We start from the raw sequence: 18,135 nt of genomic DNA, 5'->3' as shown, positions 1-18,135 counted from the left end.
TCGCCACAGGGACATAGTTTCGCCTTAATAACGGACCAAAATGCAAATTATAGGGGATGTTCACAGTAAATGATCCGTGCCATTCACGAACAGGTGATGGAGAATGATTAAACATCCGTGCCGTCCCATCTTGAATAAAGGGGCGCGCATTCCTATCTGTAAACTGCGGTAGATTGGCCTGTGGGCCCGTACATTGGGGAGATTATAGACATGAGCAATACAGCGAATATTCCCGTTTTAACGCCGGAGGGTAATCTTCAGCGTTATCTGGATGAAATCCGCAAGTTCCCAATGCTTGAACAGGAACAGGAATACATGCTGGCCAAAAGCTGGCGGGAGCATGGGGACCGTGATGCAGCGCATCAATTGGTGACCAGTCATTTGCGTCTGGTTGCTAAAATTGCGATGGGGTATCGCGGCTATGGTCTGCCTGTTGCAGAACTGATCTCAGAAGGCAATGTCGGTATGATGCAGGCCGTAAAACGGTTTGATCCTGAACGTGGTTTCCGACTGGCGACCTACGCGATGTGGTGGATTCGCGCTGCGATCCAGGAATATATCCTGCATTCCTGGTCTCTGGTGAAAATGGGGACGACGGCGGCCCAGAAGAAACTGTTCTTCAACCTGCGCAAGATCAAAGGTCGCTTGCAGGCCTTTGATGAAGGGGATTTGCATCCCGACACAGTTGCCAAAATCGCGCAGGAACTCGACGTGCCGGAACAGGATGTCGTGTCCATGAACCGACGTCTGGCCGGCGGTGATAACTCGCTGAACGCGCCATTGCGGGCTGACAGTGAAGGCGAATGGCAGGACTGGCTGGAAGATGACACGGACAGCCAGGAAACGGTTCTGGGCGAAAGTGAAGAACTGACCCAACGTCGTGGCATGTTGAAAGAGGCAATGAGTGGCCTGAATGATCGGGAACGCCATATCCTGTCGGAACGCCGTCTAAGCGATGAGCCGAAAACACTGGAAGACCTGAGCCAGGAATATGGCATCAGCCGTGAACGGGTGCGACAGATTGAGGTGCGGGCCTTTGAAAAGTTACAGCGTTCAATGCGGAACAAAGCCATAGATCAAAACATCCAGACGGTGTGATCCCGTCGTGTCTTGAGAATGATGCGCATGTCAGGTTTAATTCAGGAGCCGCCGTTGATTGAATGATCGACGGCGGTTTCATTTTGGTTCATTGTTTTTTGAATTCCGCGTAGGTCTCGTCATCCATCGCCTCTTCACGTGCGCGCTCCATGGCTTCTTCCTCGTCGGTTTCAGTGGTCTCATCGTCTATGATCGGCCCCGCCTCTAATTCCGCAAGCTCTTCCAAGGGGGCCTTGCCGCGCACCTGGGTACCCCATTCTTTTTCCATTTCCTTCTGTTTCTCGCGCATGGTGCGACGGCGCATCTCCATCGACATGCTGAGATAACGCAGGACCATCAGCGGGACGATCCAATGAATGATCCATCCGATTGTTGCTGACCCCAGCATGATTAACCAGTTCATCGGATTTTGAAGCAGATCAATCGCAGACGAGAGACTGATTTCGCCCTTCCATAATTCCAAGGCAACGATCAATGCCCCAGCCAGATTGGCCCAGGCCACCGTTTTTGTGGCATGGCGTCTGGGATGAGTATCAATCAGATAGGCGACGCCAGTTGGGATCATCCCAATGGTCAGCAACAGAACAGTTTCCTTGAACAGGACGGTCATCAGGATCGACCCGATCATCACAAACGTGAAGAATCCTGCAGACCGCTTTGGCTTTCCCGAAGCAGCGCCCTTTGCCGGGTCGTCTTGAGCGCCCGCATTTTTTTTCTTGGGTGCCTGTGCCATTGCTACCTGCTGGTCTCCCTAAACTGCAATCGAGATTCGTTGACGCACGGACTCCTCATAAGAATGCCCAAAACCCTGTCAGAGTAATTGCAGCAACACAGCATAACAGGGATATCGCTGAGGCCAATTGACCACCATATTCTTCCGCCAGTAATTCCTTGTTATGAATGTCGCGCATTAACGCAATAAGATCATGTGTTGTTCGGGTGTATTGCATGGTCGCATGATCGAACTCAGTTTTGTCCTCGGATACTTCTTTGGTATCGTCAATGACGTCCAGAAGCTCCTGCATCCGCCCGGATTTCGCCGCTTTGCGCAGCTTCCCGCGCACTTTTTTGCGCCGATCCCGACTGAAGAAGCGGTTGATTGCGGGTTCTAGCATCTTCGCGGAAGTCTCGCATAAATATGGAAACTTGATATTCCGATGCATTGTATCCTGCAGACTTGCAAGGATCTTGACTTGCGCCAAGCGACCTTCTTCTTCATCGGCCCCGCGATCAATATCGCGTAACTCGCCCCCAATGGCGCGTTTGAAACCGGTTCCCAGGAAGGCGGCGATATGGCGATCAATCAGGCGCTTTGGCGGGGTCTCCCCCATGCACAATCTTTCAAAAGCGGGCAGCAGATGGTCCACCGAGGGTATGTAATCCCGCTCGAACAAGGTGGATTGGCAGGGCATTGACGAGTTAAGCTCATAAATAACCCGTTCAATGCCAAACCCCAATGTTGTCTGGTTCAATACTGCGCGGATTTTGTCCAGACGGTTGGTGTTGCGTAGATGGTTCGGTTGCAATTTTTTTTGCTGTTCCATCCAGAAAGAAACAAGTCCCATCGACAACACAGAGCTAAATAATTGTCGCGCGGACGATTCTTCGGAGAAAGAGGCGATGAAGGTGCCGATACCATCAACCGTTGCCGAAAGTTCTTTCAGGCGGATCGGGCCTTCAGGATCCAGGGCAATCAGAATGCGGGCGATCAGTCGGTCCTGATTTTCATTTCCGCCGCTTTTCGCCAGATTGACCGCTTCAATTCTATCCTCTTCCCCCAGGGATCGCCGCAGCCATGTGTCCAGTGCACCGCTATTGATCAGAATGGCGGCCTGATCCCAGTTTTTGTGCATGGCATTGGCTACTTCACGGGCCGTTGAATAATCTTTCCCAGCGATCGTCAGGCCACGTGATCCTTTTGACGGCATGGTCTGTTGCTTCGGGGACAAACGCCGACCATTCAACCACAGGCCAAGCTCGTCTAAAGTCCATCGTTCCGCAGGATCGTCATTCAGAAGCCCGCGCAAAGGTTCCATCATGGTTAAAGAGACACGATGGTTCTGAACCAGCGCCCCATAGGACCCCATGGTCAATTTCAGACGCAAAATCTCCTCATCCGGAAATCCCACCAGCGGGCTATGTCCGGTCAGCAGGGCCAGGATCGTGACACCTAAGGCATACAGGTCGTTTTCAGAACTGCCTTCCCCTCGCCCCGCCGCTGTCGCTAACGAGCATTCCAGCGTTTCGTAGGGGGTCGGATTGGTAATGCCGGGCAGTGAAGAGAAACACTCCCCGATCATCATTTCCTGCTTTTCAGGGCCTTGGAAAAACAGATTGTCCGGGCGCAGCATCCGATGATACATGCCAAATCCATGCATTTCTCGTAGGATCTGGGTAGCAGGATCGATAAAATTTCGAGTAACAAGCTCTTCCTGCATAGGCGCGCGGGGTGTTTCCAAATTCGTGAAAACACGCTCCCCGCCTGGGCGTTCCAGGATGACGACAGGGCATCGTCTACCCTCTGGCGGCCAATCGATCACATCCCAGTCTAGGCATCGAACAAGACTGCGATGATCGATGCGCCGCATCATGCCGACTGCTTCAAGGCGGGGTGGCAGCTTGGGGTCACAGATCAGGGCATAAAGGGCGCGCTTGGAATCCCGTTTATGAAGGCAGTGATAGGCAACGGCAGGCTGGGAGTCGAGGGCAGGCAGAGGTTTTGAAGAATCGACGTCATAGCGCTCTCTGACGTCGATGATGCGCCCGGTTGTCATGGCAGGTTCAGACGCACCGCCACCGCTTACCTTCAGCGCCATCGTATATTAATCCCCATCGAAAAGCCTGCCCGCGTGTCGATCAGACACTATAACAGCAGCTATCACGATTCGTGTCGAATCAAAGGTTCCCTTTGCCTGCGATGGTCTGAAACAGCCTATCGCGGTTGGTCCGACTAGCCTTCGAAGGGATCCCGCACGCGGATTGTGTCATCCCGCTCCGGGCTGGTGGACAGAAGGGCGACCGGTGTTTCGATCAGTTCCTCAATGCGTCGGATGTATTTAATCGCAGTGGCGGGTAAATCAGCCCAGCTGCGCGCACCATAGGTGCTTTCTTCCCAGCCTTCCAGCGTCTCATAGATTGGTTCAGCGCGCGCCTGAAGGGCTGTGGAGGCGGGCAGGTGGTCGTATTCACGCCCATCGATGCGATAGCCGGTACAGACGTTCAAGGACTCCAGACCATCCAGCACATCCAGCTTGGTCAGGGCGATGCCATTCACGCCGCCTACCTTCATCGCCTGGCGGACCAGAACGGCATCGAACCAGCCACAGCGGCGCTTGCGCCCGGTCACCACGCCAAATTCCCGGCCGCGTTCGCCCAGGCGTTCGCCAATCGCATCGGTTAGTTCTGTTGGGAAGGGGCCGGACCCGACGCGGGTCGTATAGGCCTTGGTGATTCCCAGAATATAGCCCAATCCGCCCGGACCCATGCCAGAGCCGGTCGCGGCCTGGCCCGAACCTGTATTGGAGGAGGTCACAAAGGGGTAAGTGCCGTGATCGACATCCAGCATGACGCCCTGTGCGCCTTCGAACAGGATGCGATGACCTTTCCGGCGCATATCGTCCAGCTTCTTCCAGACCACGCCCGCATAAGGCAGCAGTTTGGGCGCAATTTCTTCCAGTTCCGCAATCACTTGTGCGGGATCGACGGGGGCGACGCCCATGCCTTTCAGCAAGGCGTTGTGGTGCGATAACAGCACGTCCACCCGATCCGGCAGGGTGGCGGGATCTGCCAGGTCACAAACACGAATGGCCCGGCGGGCAACCTTATCTTCATAGGCCGGGCCGATACCGCGCCCGGTCGTGCCGATTTTACCCTCGCCGCGCGCCAGTTCCCGTGCCTTGTCCAACTCACGATGCACCGGCAGGATCAGGGCGGCGTTTTCCGCGACCAATAGTGTTGTGGGGCTGACCGAAACGCCTTGGGCGCGAATACGCTCAATTTCTTCCATTAAGGCCCAGGGATCAACCACGACGCCATTGCCGATGATTGACAGCTTGCCTTTGCGCACAACGCCAGACGGCAGCAGGCTTAACTTGTAGACTTTGCCATCAATGACCAGGGTGTGACCGGCATTGTGACCACCCTGAAACCGCACCACCACATCGGCGCGTTCTGACAGCCAATCAACAATCTTGCCTTTGCCTTCGTCGCCCCATTGAGAGCCGATAACCACTACATTCGTCATCGCGTTTGTCCTTGCGCCTGATCGGGTGTTGTTTAGTCGAGCGGACAGGGAGCATCACCCTGTGCCGGATCAAAATAATGCGTGCAATCCAGTCGTCGGGCTTCTGCCTTTATGTCTGACACAGTGATCAGCCCCGACAATGTGCACCAGCCTGCCTGTCGCAAGGCGGCCGCCTGTTTGGGTTTCGTGTTTGCGGGCAGATAGACCGTGACCGGTCGCGCGGCTGCGGGGACCGCGCGCAGTACGGAATCAAGATACAGGGAAAATCCCGTGGCCGGTTCGGTCGTTGTGCCATCAGACCCGGCGCTATAGCGACCGCCACGCCCTAATTCGCCCCGCACGCCCTTGGCAAATAAGGTGAAGCTCAACCCTGTCTGATACTCAAAACCGCGATGTTCAACGGGATCGACTGTTAGGGCCAGCTCCGGCACTGCATCTTCCAACAGGTCCATAACCCGTGCCAGGCGGGCGCGTTCCGCCTCAGCAGCGGGAGGCAGCGGGATTGAATTCAATTTCTCCAGAGCGCGCCGGGCCAGGCCGGATGCATCCAACAGCGCCCCCAGCCGCGTTGCGGCCTCTCCCCCCAGGGCGGCCACATCATGGGCATCCTTGCGGTCCAGCGCCAACCGGGCGTTCTTTCGGGTTTTGGCATCCAGACCCAGATCGTCAAATACCGCAGGCACGATTGTTGGCAGGCTCAGGTCCGCAGACAGATCTTTGGCACCGACTGCATGCAGGGCATCTGCGGCAACGGCGATAATTTCGGCATCCGCCTCTGCCTGATCCGCCCCATATATTTCACAACCCGCCTGGGTCACCTGGCGTTCCGGGCGCAATTGCGATCCGCGCACGCGCAGCACTGGCCCGGCATAACACAGGCGCAGCGGGCGGGGGGCCTTGATCAGGCGGGATGTGGCGATGCGTGCGACTTGAACCGTCATATCGGCGCGCACCCCCATCATGCGCTGGGATACCGGGTCCATCAGGCGGAATGTATGGGGGGCCGTGGCCGTTCCAGCGCCATCCAGCAGGCTGTCTTCAAATTCCACCAAGGGCGGGTCGACCCGACGATAGGCGGATGCCCGAAAGCGATCAATCAGACCGCGCATAACCGTCGCCTCGCGTGTTGCCTCTGGGGGCAGAACATCGCGCAGGCCATCGGGAAGCAGCGTCTTGGAAGGGCCGTCAGTCATTGTTCAAACATGTACCATTGGGAATTTTTGGAAACCGGCACTGTGGTAGCGGGTTTGTCCCCCTTGGGCAAGCGGAACCCGCGGATTTCCAAACCTGTGGCGTGGCTTACCCTCAGCCGTCTTTCATGATTTTACGCAGTGGGATGCTTTCATCGGCCAGGGCGGCGGGGTCTGGATTAACACCCCGTTCCATCATCATCTGGGCCATGCGAACATCTTTTGCGATGGCGGATCCTTTGCCAAAGCCTGCGACGCCAATCAGCGTATCGCCTTCCAGACAGAAGAAGATCTGCGCCCCATCTTCATACTGTCCCCGTGTGACAATCTTTTCAGCGCGATGGGGCAGCCCGGCGGTTTGCAAGGTCCAATCGAACTGGTCAGACCACAGCCAGGGTACAGGTGCATAGGCTTCGGGCTTGCCACAGATGGATCGGGCGACCGTGCGGGCCTGCATATCGGCATTCTGCCAGCTTTCCAGCCGAATCGCTGCGCCATAGCGCGGGTTGTTCCCACAGGCACAGTCTCCAGTCGCATAGATGCCGGGGATATTGGTGGCGCCGAATTCATCCACCATAATACCATCACCGCATTCAACCCCGGCAGATTTGGCAAGGTCTGTGCCTGGGGCGATTCCAATGCCAATCACGACCGCATCCGCAGGCATAACGCTGCCATCTTCGAATCGGATGCCGGTGACATGATCGCTGCCTTCAAACGCCTGAATGCGCGCGTTCAGGACGATTTTGATGCCATTTTCTTCGTGCAGGCGGGAAACAGCCGCAGCGACAACTTCTGGAATGGAACGGCCAAGAATGCGCGGCGCGCCTTCCAGAACTGTCACATCGCATTCCTTCTGGCGCGCTGTCGCAGCAGTTTCCAGACCAATAAAGCCACCGCCAATAACGACGATTCTTGCGCCGGGTGTCAGGGCTTTGCCCAGTTCAGCACTGTCATCCAGGGTTCGGACAACATGAATGCCCGCCAGGTCTGCGCCTGGTAAGGGCAGGCGTTTGACCACGCCACCTGTTGCGAAAATCAGCGCGTCGAAGCTGTGGGATGTTCCATCGTCCAGGGTGACCGTATGGGCATCCGCATCGATTGCTTCAACGGTCTTACCGGTGATCAGGGTGATGTTCTGTTGTTGGTAAAAGTCAGCTTCGTACAAAAAGCAATGATCGGCCGTCTTATCCCCCTTCAGAACCGCCTTTGACAGTGGCGGGCGTTCATAGGGGGGATGCGCTTCCGCACCGATCAGGGTGATGTCCCCCTGAAACCCTTCCTGACGTAACAAGGCAGCGGCGCGGCCGCCACTTTGCCCGGCACCGACGATAACAACAGACTGAACTGACATAGACTCTCACTTTTCTACGGTAACGAAGCTTGACCAGTGATCAATCGCGATAAACGGGCTCTTCCTCGTCCAGGATATCGCGCAGGGCATTGAAATGCTTTTCTGCGGCACCTGGATAAGCGGCCCATTGACCAGCGGTTTTCTCTGCCACTTCATGGCTGGCGACGTTAAGCTCTCGCCCGCTGGACAGCGCCAGAAACAGCGTTTCACAGGCGCGTTCAAAGAAGAACAGCTCATCAAAGGCTTCGGCAACGGTGTTGCCAACCGTCATGACGCCGTGTTGGCCCATCAGCAGGACCCGCTTGTCGCCTAGCACAGTGGACAGACGCTCTGCCTCATCCCCAAGGCCCATGCCGTCATAGTGGTTGTCGACGGCAACACGGTTATAGAAACGCATCGTGGTCTGGTCGATGGGCGGAATGGAGGTATCTTTCAGGGTCGACAATGCGGTCGAATATTTCGAATGGACATGCAGGATACAGCGCGCCTGGGGATTGTTCCGGTGCATGGCACCATGGATGCAATAGGCGGTCGGGTCGACAGCGTCGCCCATGCTTTCCGGTGCAACCTCAGTATTCAGCAGCAGCAGATCGCTGGCGCGCATTTTTGAGAAATGACGGCCATAGGGATTGATCAGGAAGTCCGTGCCATCATCCGACACGACCAGGCTGAAGTGATTGGCCACTGCCTCATGCATGTTTAACCGCGCGGTCCAGCGAAACGCGCAGGCCAAATCTTCCCGTTCCGACTGATAGGCCAGAGATTGGGTTTTAGCGGCGGAGAATGCACTGACAGACATGGAATTTAACCTCCTCATTGAGGGTCGGAATTTCAGATATCATCGAAAAGAGTGATCGTTCATCCCATTTTGCGCAATCAAATTCAATACTGCAAGGTCCTGACGAATGGGCATGCTGTTCAGTTTCCGAAGTGCCAGCCCTGCCCCTGAAGAAAATGTCGCATCCGGTTAGTGAGAATCCACCTTGTTGGTGTAACTATATAACATTATAGTCTGGGGATAGGATGATTTCGCAGCAATTGATTGGGATACCGACCGTGATATTAGCATCAAACAGTATTGTTGTCCGTCGAGGCGAGTCGCGACCGCTTTACCTTCCGGACCTGTCCATTTCACCTGGCGCACAGCTTCTGCTGTTGGGGCCATCGGGATCTGGGAAGACGACATTGCTGTCCGTACTGGCCGGTTTACTGCCACCTACGGAAGGTGACGTCCTGCTGGAACAGCAGAATTTATACGCCCAATCGTCTGTTGCCCGGGACCGCATTCGGGGAAAAACGTTCGGATTCATCTTTCAGACATTGCATCTGCTGCCCTCACTCACCCTGGCGCAGAATGTCATGCTGGCAGCAGACATGGCGAAGGTCGGGGTAGAACCCGGACGTTTGGAGGACCTCTTAGCGAAACTGGGTCTGGCCGATAAGGCGAATCGAAAGCCCACAGCCCTGAGCCAGGGCGAACAGCAACGCGCCGCCATTGCCCGGGCTGTTTTGCTGCGCCCGAAACTGCTGATTGCGGATGAGCCGACGTCTGCCCTGGATGACGCCAATACGAATGCAGTTGTCACGCTGCTACAGGATCAAGCGAGGGAGACCGGGGCTGCGCTGATGATCGCCACTCATGACGCCAGGCTTTTGGATCGCTTCGACACCGTGGTGACACTTAAGACGAAGGGAGGGCCTGTATCATGAATGCGGTTTCACTTGCCGTGGCGGCCATTCGCGCCCGCCCGCTGCAATCGGCTTTGTGCGTTCTGTCTGCAACGTTGGGCAGCGCCCTATTAATCCTGTTGTTTCTACTGTCTCAAACCATCGCGTCAGGTTTTCTGCGCAATGCAGAAGGGATTGATATCGTCGCGGGCGTGAAGGGAAGCCCCCTGCAATTGGTGCTGTCGTCGGTTTATCATGCCGATGTTCCAGCCGGGAATATCGAAATGTCGGATTATCTGGCCTTACAGAATAACCGCCATGTGCGTCAGGCAATCCCCCTGGCCCTCGGGGACAATTATCAAGGTTGGCGCATGGTGGGCAGCACGCCCGATTATCTGAAGCTTTATCAGGCTGAATTCGCTGACGGCCAGGTTTTTGACCATCCGTTTGAGGCGGTTGTCGGCGCGGCGACCGGCATGAAAATTGGTGAAAGTTTTGCTGCCCGTCATGGCTTCGCGGCAGACAGTGACGATATCCATGATTCCTATCTATACACCGTGACTGGTGTATTAAAACCGACGGGAACAGTGTTGGACAGGTTGATTGTCACCAGTGTGGACAGTGTTCAGGCATTGCATTCCGGACACCATCATGATGACGACCATGATGAGGCGCAGGCAGAGGGACACGACAGTCATGATGCGCATGACACACATGATCATGATGAAGCGCACGACCATGACGCAGCACACGAACATGACGCAGCACACGACCATGATGAAGCACACGACCATGATGCGCATGACGATAAAGCCGCAGAGGAAGCACTGGGCCATCAGGTTACCGCCGTTCTGATCAAGACTCGCAGCCCGATTGATCGGATGAACCTTCCGCGTGAGATCAATCAGTCCACGGATATGCTTGCGGCCGTGCCTTCCTTGGAAATGGCGCGGTTGACCAAGAGCCTGGGGATCGGGAAAACCTTGATTCTTGCACTGGGTGTCGGGTTTGTAGCACTTTCGGCCCTTATTCTTCTGGCCTCTCTCGCCTCCAGCCTGGCGGTGCGGCGATACGATCTGGCGGTTCTCAGAGTTCTGGGGGCAAGTCCCGGAAAACTGCTGCTGACCGTCGTGGCGGAAGCTGTGTTGTTAAGCGGTGTCGGGACAGTGATCGGATTGGGGGTCGGGCATGGTGTCGGCTATATCGCCGCATTGAATATCGATACCCTTCAAGGCATAGTTCTTCCAGAGACGTTCCTGCAGGTGCATTTCCTTGACGGTGTGTTGCTGATACTGGGCCTCATGATCGGGGTGATAGCCTCCCTGATCCCCGCAATTTCAGCCGCGCGGACGGATATTGCGGGGCTGCTGGCGAAAGGGTGATGATGCGAAAAATCCTGGCAGTGCTGATGTTTCTATGTGCGTCGCCGCCAGCGTTTGCCTTGTCGCAGGAAGAAGGGAGCCTGCATGGCACTAAGACGATCCTGGATTACATTGGCGATTATGTTGATGTTCCCCCCGGTGCGCTGGACTGGAAGGTACTAGGATCCACCAATGAGGTGCAGATTCAGACGAAAACCGATGATGGCTATGACTTGATTTATCAAAAGCCGGAATTTCAACCCGATGTGATGGCGCTGGACGGGAAAGAAATCACCATAAAGGGATATATGTTTCCCCTGGATGTGACAGAAGATCAGCGCCTGTTTCTCTTTGGGCCATTTCCGATGAGCTGCCCCTATCAGTATCATGTCGGGCCGGCCCTGGTTCTGGAAGTCCATGCCCAGGATCACCCCGTCGCCTTCAGCTATGACCCGGTTCAATTGACCGGAACCCTGGAACTGGTGCCTGAGGATAAGGAATACAGCGTCTTTTATCGCTTAAAGGATGCCAGAAAGGTCAATTAGACGGTTGGAGGGGAGTCTATGTTCAGTCACGTCACGGTTGGGACTAACGACGTTTCCCGCGCAATTCGATTTTATGATGCCGTCTTTAGTGTCCTGGGAATTCCGCGTTATCGCGGGGATATTCAATCCGGCTATGCCGGATGGGGCAGGCCAGATGACCCTAAATTCTGGGTCTTTCCCCCTTTTGATGAAAAGCAGGCTACTGCAGGCAATGGCACGCATTTCGCCTTTGCGGCACAGACCCGCCAGATGGTGCGAAGGGCTTATGAAATGGCGCGCTCTCTGGGGGCTGTGGATGAAGGTGCCCCTAGCCTGCGCCCGCACTATCATGAAAATTATTATGGCGCATACTTCCGGGATTTGGATGGCAACAAATTGCAGGTCGTTTGTCACTTGCCCGAAGATCAGGCCGGAGCCTGAAGCCAGCGAGAAATTGACTTGCCGACGCACACCCCTTGACCCTATAGGGGTCTCGGCTATTTTGAGCAGTGGCCTCGAAAGGGAACGCGCGTCAATTGCTTTCAAGTTGGAGATACGGTCTTGGCGACCATTTTACCGCTTACTGATAAGAAATCAGCGTCCAAGCAGGATGAGCGTCCGTCGCTTGACGCCCTGTTGGGGCTGGTTGAGGGCGACCTGAAAAAGGTCAACCAGCATATTCTGGATAATATGAAGAGCCCCGTTGCGCTGATCCCGCAATTGGCAGGTCATATCATCGCGTCCGGCGGTAAACGCCTGCGCCCGGTGCTGACCCTGGCGTCGGCGAATTTATGTGGCTATACGGGGCAGCGCCATATTGGGCTGGCCGCCTGTGTGGAATTTATCCATACCGCGACCCTGCTGCATGATGATGTTGTCGATGAAAGCGACCTGCGCCGCGGTCAGGCCAGTGCCAACGCAATCTGGGGAAATGAGGCCAGCGTGTTGGTCGGGGATTTCCTGTTTTCGCGATCCTTCCAATTGATGACGGCTGATGGATCGTTGCAGGTTCTGCGCATATTGTCCGATGCCTCTGCCGTCATCGCGGAAGGGGAAGTCCTGCAGTTAATGACGGCCAATGAGCCGACAACGACGGAAGAGGCTTATCTGGAAGTTATTCGATCGAAGACTGCAAAATTATTCGCCGCAGCCACGCGCATTGGCGCGGTTGTGGCCGAACGCCCCCAGGCCGAGGAAGAGGCGCTGGAAAGCTATGGCATGAATATCGGCATCGCCTTTCAATTGATCGATGATGTGCTGGATTATTCTGCAGATCAGCTAAAGCTGGGCAAGACTGTGGGTGATGATTTCCGGGAAGGCAAAGTGACCTTGCCGGTTATTCTGGCCTATCGTCGGGGCAATGAAGAAGAGCGGGCCTTTTGGCACCGAACGATTGCCGAAATGGACCAGAAAGACGGCGATCTGGAAGAAGCCATGCGCCTGATGACATCCCATGGTACGCTGGATGATTCAGTGGATCGCGCCCGTCATTATTGCAGCATCGCCCGCGACGCCCTGGGTATCTTTCAGAATGGACCAACCAAGGAAGCCATGACCGATCTGGTCGATTTTATCATTGATCGGGCCTATTGATCGGCGGATTATCTATTCTTGTGAAATTGAATGTTTTGATTAAAATATTCCTGCAGGGCTTGGCTTGGGCCGCATACCAAACAGCCAAGTCTGGGCGCCGAGATCGATGCGGCGATTGATCGGCCCCGATACGTTAAACCAATATCAGCACTTTGTTTGACACACCCTGTCGCTCAGCGGATATATGCCGTATTGAATGACGGCACTAAAAGGCGCGAGCTATAATGTTTGAGAATCCCACTGTATCGGTCATTGGACTTGGCTATGTTGGCTTGCCGCTGGCGGTCGCGCTGGCGCGGCATTTCGATGTTATCGGGTTTGATATTAATCGACAGCGGGTTGAAGAATTACGCGCCGGTCATGATCGAACCGGAGAGTTAAGCGTCGGTGAATTGGCCGATTCCAAACTGGAATACATAGCTGACGAAAGCTTCCTGTCAGAAGCGCATATCCACATTGTGACCGTCCCAACCCCGGTCGGGCCCGACAATAAGCCGGATTTGCGGGCTGTTGAATCTGCCAGCCGGATGGTTGGGCGTCATTTGAAAATGGGGACGGTCGTGGTTTATGAATCGACCGTCTATCCGGGTGTTACGGAAGATTTCTGTGGTCCAATCCTGGAGGAAGAGTCTGGCCTGACATCGGGCCAGGATTTTTTCCTGGGCTATTCCCCGGAACGGATCAATCCAGGCGACAAAGTGCACCGCGTCGATTTGATCACCAAGGTTGTGGCCGGTCAGACCCATAATGCCAGCCAATTGCTGGCCCGCCTGTATGGCACGATGAACGGGAACAACATCTTCGTCGCCCGTGATATTCGCACGGCGGAAGCATCCAAGGTGATCGAAAATGCCCAGCGCGACATCAACATCGCCTTCGTCAATGAAATCGCGACGATCTTCCAGAAAATGGGCATTTCCGTCCATGACGTTCTGGAAGCGGCTGGGACGAAATGGAATTTCCTGCCCTTCACGCCGGGCTTGGTCGGGGGGCACTGCATTGGGGTTGATCCCTATTATCTGGCCCATGCGGCACAGCAGTTGAATATTGAGCCCAAGGTGATCCTGGCCGGGCGCAGCATTAATGACGGCATGGCCCATCGGATCGCCGATAATATCGACGCGCAACTATCCGGCCCGTCAAAAATTCTGGTGCTGGGCATCGCGTTCAAGGAAAACGTGCCCGATATCCGCAATTCCAAGGTCGCAGACCTGATCGCACGTTTGGCCGTGCATGGTCACACAGTTGATGTCTTCGACCCGATGGCCGATGCAGCGGAAACCAAACATGAATATGATATCGACTTGGTTGCAGAACCCGCCACAGGCTATGACGCCGTTGTCGGGGCCGTTGCGCATTCCGCGTTCGATCAGCTGTCCTTGCGAAAGCTAGCTAAACCAGACGGTCTGATCGCGGATATCAAGGCGATCTGGCGTCAACGGGGCGTGCCCGATGGCATGACCTATTGGACGCTGTAGGCCCTTCGCCTCAGACCTTCGCCTCAGACCTTCGCCCAGATATCTTCGACCCAGCCTTTGATTTGCAGGGATTCTTCCCAACGGTCGGACAATTCATAGCCGTCTGCGCCGGTAATGGCATATTCGGGCGGGCCCAGTTCGGTCAGGAAGATCAGGGTGTCGTCGGGGCCGTGGCGGCCCTTCCAGGATGCGATGCCTTCTTCCCACCAGGATTTATACAAATCGACCCATTTCTGGCTCTGGGGGAAGTGCAGGGGAACCTGAACCTGTTCGCGGGAGGATACGCGCCCCTGAAAGCAATCTGCCCGGGCCAGGATCTGACTGATATAGCCCTGGTCCCGCTCATTTAAGGGATGCCAGAATTCCCGGTCGATCAGATAATGGGACAGGTCCGCACAGATCGGCATATCGGGTACACGCTCCATCAATTGCAGCGTATAGAACAGGTCGTTGGTCAGGCAGTTGCGGTGGGTCTCAAACAGGATCGGCATGCCGACTTGATCCGACATCTCCATCCAGCGATGCACCACGTCCACGCCTTCCTCAACGGTGAAGGGCATAACCTCCCCGATGATGTTGACGACGACGGCATTGGCCGCTTTCGCCGCCTCCAGGATTGGCAGGAACCCTTCCACCGTCTTGGGGAAGGCGTTGATCATGCAGCCCAGCTTGTGCTGTTCAAACAGCGGGCGGGTGCGCTCAATCGTTTCCAGGTCGGACTTTGCCAGATCCAGGCACATGCCGTCGAAACCAGCTTCCGCGACCATGGCAAAGGCTTCTTCGTCAGACCGCTCCACCCCGTCCGGGCGCCGCAGTTCCATCGCCCAGCGGGATTGGTACACTTCCAGTTTTTGCATTATTCAGCCGCCTGCGGTTGGGTATGGGACAGATCAATCTCAACCTCGCCATCGCGGGTTTCCGGCCCCTTCATCAGCTTGCGGATGAAACGCCATTGGAATGCCAGATAGCCTGTCGTCGGTGGCTCGTAGCCGGCATGTTTCACCAGTTCCGCATGCAGCGCTGGCAGGGCGTGGAACGGCACGGCGGGGAAAGTATGATGCGCCGTGTGATATTGCATGTTCCAGGCCATCCAGCGGAAAATCCACCAGGTCTTGATCGTGCGGGTATTGTGCACGGTGTCATTTTCATGCGTCAGACCGGTATGTTCGGCAATGTTCTGGACGTTCTGGAAAATCTTCATGGTGAACATGGGACCGATCCAATAGATCACCGCTGCCCAGGTCTGGAAATACACAGACAAGGCGATCACTACCGCATAGCCCAGCAGATGCAGTCGCGATTCCAGCACGACCTTGCGGGTCTGCTTTTCGGTGAAATAGGGCGCGGTTTTGCCCATGGCGACGATGAACAGGCGCTTGATGCGGCCGGTCCAATAGGTGATGCCGATCAGATAGGGCAGATAGCTGGCCAGATCATAGGGGCCGCCCCGGCTGATCAGTTCCGGGTCATTGTCCCAATCCTGTGTATGGCGATGGTGTTCAAAATGGTACCAACGCTCATAATCGCGGGGATACAGTTGAACGAACCCGGTGATACGGTTGAAGACATCGTTGACCCAGCGGGTTTTGAACGCCGTGTAGTGGTTGAATTCGTGCTGGGCCGCGAACAGGAAATTCAGCAGCACCCCATGGGCAATAAAGAATGGTACGGCCCACCAGGTCCCCCAGGTCATATACAGACCAAAGCCGGTCAGGCCGATGGCCCCAAAATGGCTGGCGGTTTGAATCGCGCCTTTCAGGTCTGATCGTTTGCAAAGCTCCCGCATCCGGGCGGGCGGGATCAGGTTCTTGCGTCCAACGAAATCTTCCATCTCTCATCCCCAATTGTAAGTTCATTTCAAGGATTCTCTTGTTCCCACTGTAGCAAATCTATAACGTCGAAAAATCATATTGTATCAATCTAAAGATTAAAGAATACAGACGTAATGGCACAGACAAATTTTCAGGGACAGGTCGGGGACGCAGATATCAAGCTGCTGCGGGTCTTCAAAACCGTGGTGGAATGTGGCGGCTTTACCGCAGCAGAGGCGGAACTTGGTCTGGCCAGGTCGACGATCTCAACCCATATCGCCAATTTGGAAACCCGCCTGGGGTTGCGATTGTGTGAGCGTGGGCGCGGCGGCTTTGCCTTGACAGAGGAAGGGCGGTTGGTCTTTCAGGAAGTCGTGCGCCTGATGACGGCACTGGATTCCTTTCGCGCCCAGGTATCGACGGCGCAACGGCGATTGGTCGGGGAATTCAACCTGGCGATCATTGATGGCATTCTGACCCTGCCGGAAATCCCGATTTCGGAAACCCTGTCCCGGTTTCGTGCCAAGGCACCGGATGTGCATATCACGATCAGCGTGTTGAGCACGGACGAGATGGAAAGGCGCTTGCTGGATGGTACGGTGCATCTTGCCTTCTGTGCCATGCACCGCCCAAAATCCGGACTGGCCTACAGCCATGTCGCCAAAGAGGTCCAGTCTGTCTATTGTGGCAGGCTGCACCCCCTGTATTCCAAGCCCGATGAGTTGATCCGTTTGGAGGATCTGACGCGACCGGATTATGTTGGACGAACGTTTCAGGATACGCTGAGAACCCGCGAAAAGCCTTTTCGAACTGGACCTGCGGCAAGTGCCAATAATCTGGAGGCGATCTTGATCCTGTTACAGACCGGGCGGTATCTGGGATTAATGCCCGATCAATGTGCGGCCCCCTGGGTTGCGGCCGGAGAGATTCGTGCTCTGCGCCCGGACCTAACACGGCTGGAGCAGGATTTTGCCCTAGTAACCCGGGACACCAAGCGCCCCGCGCCGGTGGTTGAGGCCTTTCAGAAAACCTACCGCGAAGAAGTATCAAAACAGAACGCTGCCCAAATGGCTTAACCCCCCGATCAGCAGCAGGATCAGGACAAGGCGGCGGAAGTTGCGATCACTGGTGTGGCGATAGGTATAAATGCCCAACACAGCCCCGGCGGCACCGCAGGCCATAGCGATCAATATATTGGGCCCCGTTAAGACATCAAACCGTCCATAAAAGCTGTGCCCGATCAGGGCGATGCCCAGTATGACCAGGTTGAAGGGCTGGAAAACGCCGCGCTGTTCATCCTTGGGCCAGCCGCGAAGACCTGCCCAGATTGTAGGGACGGGCCCAGACATGCTGGCGACGCCCCCAAAAAAGCCGCCCAGAAAGCCAATGACGCCATCTGCCCGTCGCCCGCCCCCCTGAATCTGTGGCGGTGTTTTTACGATCAGCCCATAGCTGCAATAAAGAACCAGCAAGATGCCCAGACCCGCCTTGGCAAAATCCACGTTCAAATAAGAGAGGGCGTAAAGTCCCATTGGCAGCCCAATCAGGCCGCCCAGGATAAAGGGCCATAATCGTCCGACCCGAATGCCATGGCGAATAAAGCCCAACGTGACCAAATGGCTGGTGACACCGATTAAGGCAGCCATCGGGACGGCGACCTGGGGCGGCATGACATGCAGCCAGAAGGCCAGCGCGATCAGCGCCGCGCCCAGGCCTGTCAGGCCGCCAATATAACCGGCCGCCCCCGCACCAATCGCAAATATGAGGAGATCACTTCCTTCCATCGTTCGGGCAAGGTAGGGTTCGTCGAGTGAG

At 55.6% G+C, this 18,135-nt stretch carries 17 protein-coding genes; 8 read left to right on the top strand and 9 right to left on the bottom strand.

The features are described 5' to 3' along the window. The first annotated feature begins 210 nt into the window (after positions 1–210). Entirely contained in the window at positions 211–1,098 is an 888-nt protein-coding gene (rpoH, locus tag ACOSDR_RS10480; RefSeq protein ID WP_420722647.1) for an RNA polymerase sigma factor RpoH, read from the top strand. 88 nt (positions 1,099–1,186) lie between these two features. Here the strand turns inward: rpoH and ACOSDR_RS10475 are convergent, their stop codons facing one another. The 6 genes from ACOSDR_RS10475 to ACOSDR_RS10450 all read right to left on the bottom strand — a co-directional run bounded on the left by ACOSDR_RS10475 (position 1,187) and on the right by ACOSDR_RS10450 (position 8,684). Then, positions 1,187–1,831: a hypothetical protein gene (locus ACOSDR_RS10475; protein WP_420722648.1), complete on the bottom strand. Its 645-nt coding sequence runs from the start codon at positions 1,829–1,831 to the stop codon at positions 1,187–1,189. A 55-nt stretch (positions 1,832–1,886) separates the two neighbouring features. Continuing rightward, positions 1,887–3,914, bottom strand: a complete 2,028-nt coding sequence (locus ACOSDR_RS10470) for a hypothetical protein (protein WP_420722649.1) — start codon at positions 3,912–3,914, stop codon at positions 1,887–1,889. Positions 3,915–4,048: 134 nt separating this feature from the next. Next, positions 4,049–5,341, bottom strand: coding sequence for an adenylosuccinate synthase (locus ACOSDR_RS10465; RefSeq protein ID WP_420722650.1), 1,293 nt, complete (start codon positions 5,339–5,341; stop codon positions 4,049–4,051). Positions 5,342–5,373: 32 nt separating this feature from the next. Next, positions 5,374–6,534 carry an ATP phosphoribosyltransferase regulatory subunit gene (locus ACOSDR_RS10460; protein WP_420731192.1) on the bottom strand — a complete coding sequence of 387 codons (1,161 nt, stop codon included), beginning with the start codon at positions 6,532–6,534 and terminating at the stop codon, positions 5,374–5,376. Positions 6,535–6,646: 112 nt separating this feature from the next. Continuing rightward, a complete protein-coding gene (locus tag ACOSDR_RS10455; protein ID WP_420731191.1) occupies positions 6,647–7,885 on the bottom strand; it encodes an NAD(P)/FAD-dependent oxidoreductase in 1,239 nt (412 codons plus the stop codon). A 40-nt stretch (positions 7,886–7,925) separates the two neighbouring features. Further along, complete coding sequence (locus ACOSDR_RS10450) at positions 7,926–8,684, bottom strand: class II aldolase and adducin N-terminal domain-containing protein (protein WP_420722653.1); 759 nt, start codon at positions 8,682–8,684, stop codon at positions 7,926–7,928. A 257-nt stretch (positions 8,685–8,941) separates the two neighbouring features. Here ACOSDR_RS10450 and ACOSDR_RS10445 point away from each other — a divergent pair, with 257 nt between their 5' ends. The 6 genes from ACOSDR_RS10445 to ACOSDR_RS10420 all read left to right on the top strand — a co-directional run bounded on the left by ACOSDR_RS10445 (position 8,942) and on the right by ACOSDR_RS10420 (position 14,509). Continuing rightward, positions 8,942–9,595, top strand: a complete 654-nt coding sequence (locus tag ACOSDR_RS10445) for an ABC transporter ATP-binding protein (protein WP_420731190.1) — start codon at positions 8,942–8,944, stop codon at positions 9,593–9,595. After that, positions 9,592–10,935, top strand: coding sequence for an ABC transporter permease (locus tag ACOSDR_RS10440; protein WP_420722655.1), 1,344 nt, complete (start codon positions 9,592–9,594; stop codon positions 10,933–10,935). Before ACOSDR_RS10445 ends, ACOSDR_RS10440 begins: the two co-directional genes overlap by 4 nt. Further along, entirely contained in the window at positions 10,935–11,459 is a 525-nt protein-coding gene (locus ACOSDR_RS10435; RefSeq protein ID WP_420722656.1) for a DUF3299 domain-containing protein, read from the top strand. The genes ACOSDR_RS10440 and ACOSDR_RS10435 overlap by 1 nt, the downstream gene beginning before the upstream one ends. 18 nt (positions 11,460–11,477) lie before the next feature. Beyond that, positions 11,478–11,879: a VOC family protein gene (locus tag ACOSDR_RS10430; protein ID WP_420731189.1), complete on the top strand. Its 402-nt coding sequence runs from the start codon at positions 11,478–11,480 to the stop codon at positions 11,877–11,879. 129 nt (positions 11,880–12,008) lie between these two features. Continuing rightward, complete coding sequence (locus ACOSDR_RS10425; RefSeq protein WP_420723123.1) at positions 12,009–13,031, top strand: polyprenyl synthetase family protein; 1,023 nt, start codon at positions 12,009–12,011, stop codon at positions 13,029–13,031. A gap of 224 nt (positions 13,032–13,255) precedes the next feature. Further along, complete coding sequence (locus ACOSDR_RS10420) at positions 13,256–14,509, top strand: nucleotide sugar dehydrogenase (RefSeq protein ID WP_420731188.1); 1,254 nt, start codon at positions 13,256–13,258, stop codon at positions 14,507–14,509. A gap of 23 nt (positions 14,510–14,532) precedes the next feature. On the opposite strand, the gene ACOSDR_RS10415 is transcribed toward ACOSDR_RS10420, so the two are convergent. Then, a complete protein-coding gene (locus tag ACOSDR_RS10415) occupies positions 14,533–15,366 on the bottom strand; it encodes a hypothetical protein (RefSeq protein WP_420731187.1) in 834 nt (277 codons plus the stop codon). Beyond that, positions 15,366–16,340, bottom strand: a complete 975-nt coding sequence (locus ACOSDR_RS10410; RefSeq protein ID WP_420731186.1) for a fatty acid desaturase — start codon at positions 16,338–16,340, stop codon at positions 15,366–15,368. Before ACOSDR_RS10410 ends, ACOSDR_RS10415 begins: the two co-directional genes overlap by 1 nt. Before the next feature lie 114 nt (positions 16,341–16,454). Here ACOSDR_RS10410 and ACOSDR_RS10405 point away from each other — a divergent pair, with 114 nt between their 5' ends. Beyond that, positions 16,455–17,396, top strand: coding sequence for a LysR family transcriptional regulator (locus ACOSDR_RS10405; RefSeq protein ID WP_420731185.1), 942 nt, complete (start codon positions 16,455–16,457; stop codon positions 17,394–17,396). Here ACOSDR_RS10405 and ACOSDR_RS10400 read toward each other — a convergent pair. Beyond that, positions 17,367–18,104, bottom strand: coding sequence for a sulfite exporter TauE/SafE family protein (locus ACOSDR_RS10400; protein WP_420722662.1), 738 nt, complete (start codon positions 18,102–18,104; stop codon positions 17,367–17,369). The genes ACOSDR_RS10405 and ACOSDR_RS10400 overlap by 30 nt on opposite strands. Positions 18,105–18,135: the final 31 nt, after the last annotated feature.

This window comes from Hwanghaeella sp. 1Z406 (genome assembly GCF_048892425.1).
Lineage (GTDB): Bacteria > Pseudomonadota > Alphaproteobacteria > UBA8366 > Aestuariispiraceae > Pacificispira.
This window is presented reverse-complemented; position numbering and strand designations above follow the sequence as displayed.

What these genes read in the sequence shown, in the direction of transcription:
- ACOSDR_RS10440 (WP_420722655.1), top strand. Translation starts at nt 9,592, where the DNA reads ATGAATGCGGTTTCACTTGCCGTGGCGGCCATTCGCGCCCGCCCGCTG.
- ACOSDR_RS10400 (WP_420722662.1), bottom strand. Translation starts at nt 18,104, where the DNA reads ATGGAAGGAAGTGATCTCCTCATATTTGCGATTGGTGCGGGGGCGGCC.
- ACOSDR_RS10455 (WP_420731191.1), bottom strand. Translation starts at nt 7,885, where the DNA reads ATGTCAGTTCAGTCTGTTGTTATCGTCGGTGCCGGGCAAAGTGGCGGC.
- ACOSDR_RS10465 (WP_420722650.1), bottom strand. Translation starts at nt 5,341, where the DNA reads ATGACGAATGTAGTGGTTATCGGCTCTCAATGGGGCGACGAAGGCAAA.
- ACOSDR_RS10415 (WP_420731187.1), bottom strand. Translation starts at nt 15,366, where the DNA reads ATGCAAAAACTGGAAGTGTACCAATCCCGCTGGGCGATGGAACTGCGG.
- ACOSDR_RS10430 (WP_420731189.1), top strand. Translation starts at nt 11,478, where the DNA reads ATGTTCAGTCACGTCACGGTTGGGACTAACGACGTTTCCCGCGCAATT.
- ACOSDR_RS10450 (WP_420722653.1), bottom strand. Translation starts at nt 8,684, where the DNA reads ATGTCTGTCAGTGCATTCTCCGCCGCTAAAACCCAATCTCTGGCCTAT.
- ACOSDR_RS10475 (WP_420722648.1), bottom strand. Translation starts at nt 1,831, where the DNA reads ATGGCACAGGCACCCAAGAAAAAAAATGCGGGCGCTCAAGACGACCCG.
- ACOSDR_RS10470 (WP_420722649.1), bottom strand. Translation starts at nt 3,914, where the DNA reads ATGGCGCTGAAGGTAAGCGGTGGCGGTGCGTCTGAACCTGCCATGACA.
- ACOSDR_RS10460 (WP_420731192.1), bottom strand. Translation starts at nt 6,534, where the DNA reads ATGACTGACGGCCCTTCCAAGACGCTGCTTCCCGATGGCCTGCGCGAT.
- ACOSDR_RS10435 (WP_420722656.1), top strand. Translation starts at nt 10,935, where the DNA reads ATGATGCGAAAAATCCTGGCAGTGCTGATGTTTCTATGTGCGTCGCCG.
- rpoH (WP_420722647.1), top strand. Translation starts at nt 211, where the DNA reads ATGAGCAATACAGCGAATATTCCCGTTTTAACGCCGGAGGGTAATCTT.
- ACOSDR_RS10410 (WP_420731186.1), bottom strand. Translation starts at nt 16,340, where the DNA reads ATGGAAGATTTCGTTGGACGCAAGAACCTGATCCCGCCCGCCCGGATG.
- ACOSDR_RS10420 (WP_420731188.1), top strand. Translation starts at nt 13,256, where the DNA reads ATGTTTGAGAATCCCACTGTATCGGTCATTGGACTTGGCTATGTTGGC.
- ACOSDR_RS10405 (WP_420731185.1), top strand. Translation starts at nt 16,455, where the DNA reads ATGGCACAGACAAATTTTCAGGGACAGGTCGGGGACGCAGATATCAAG.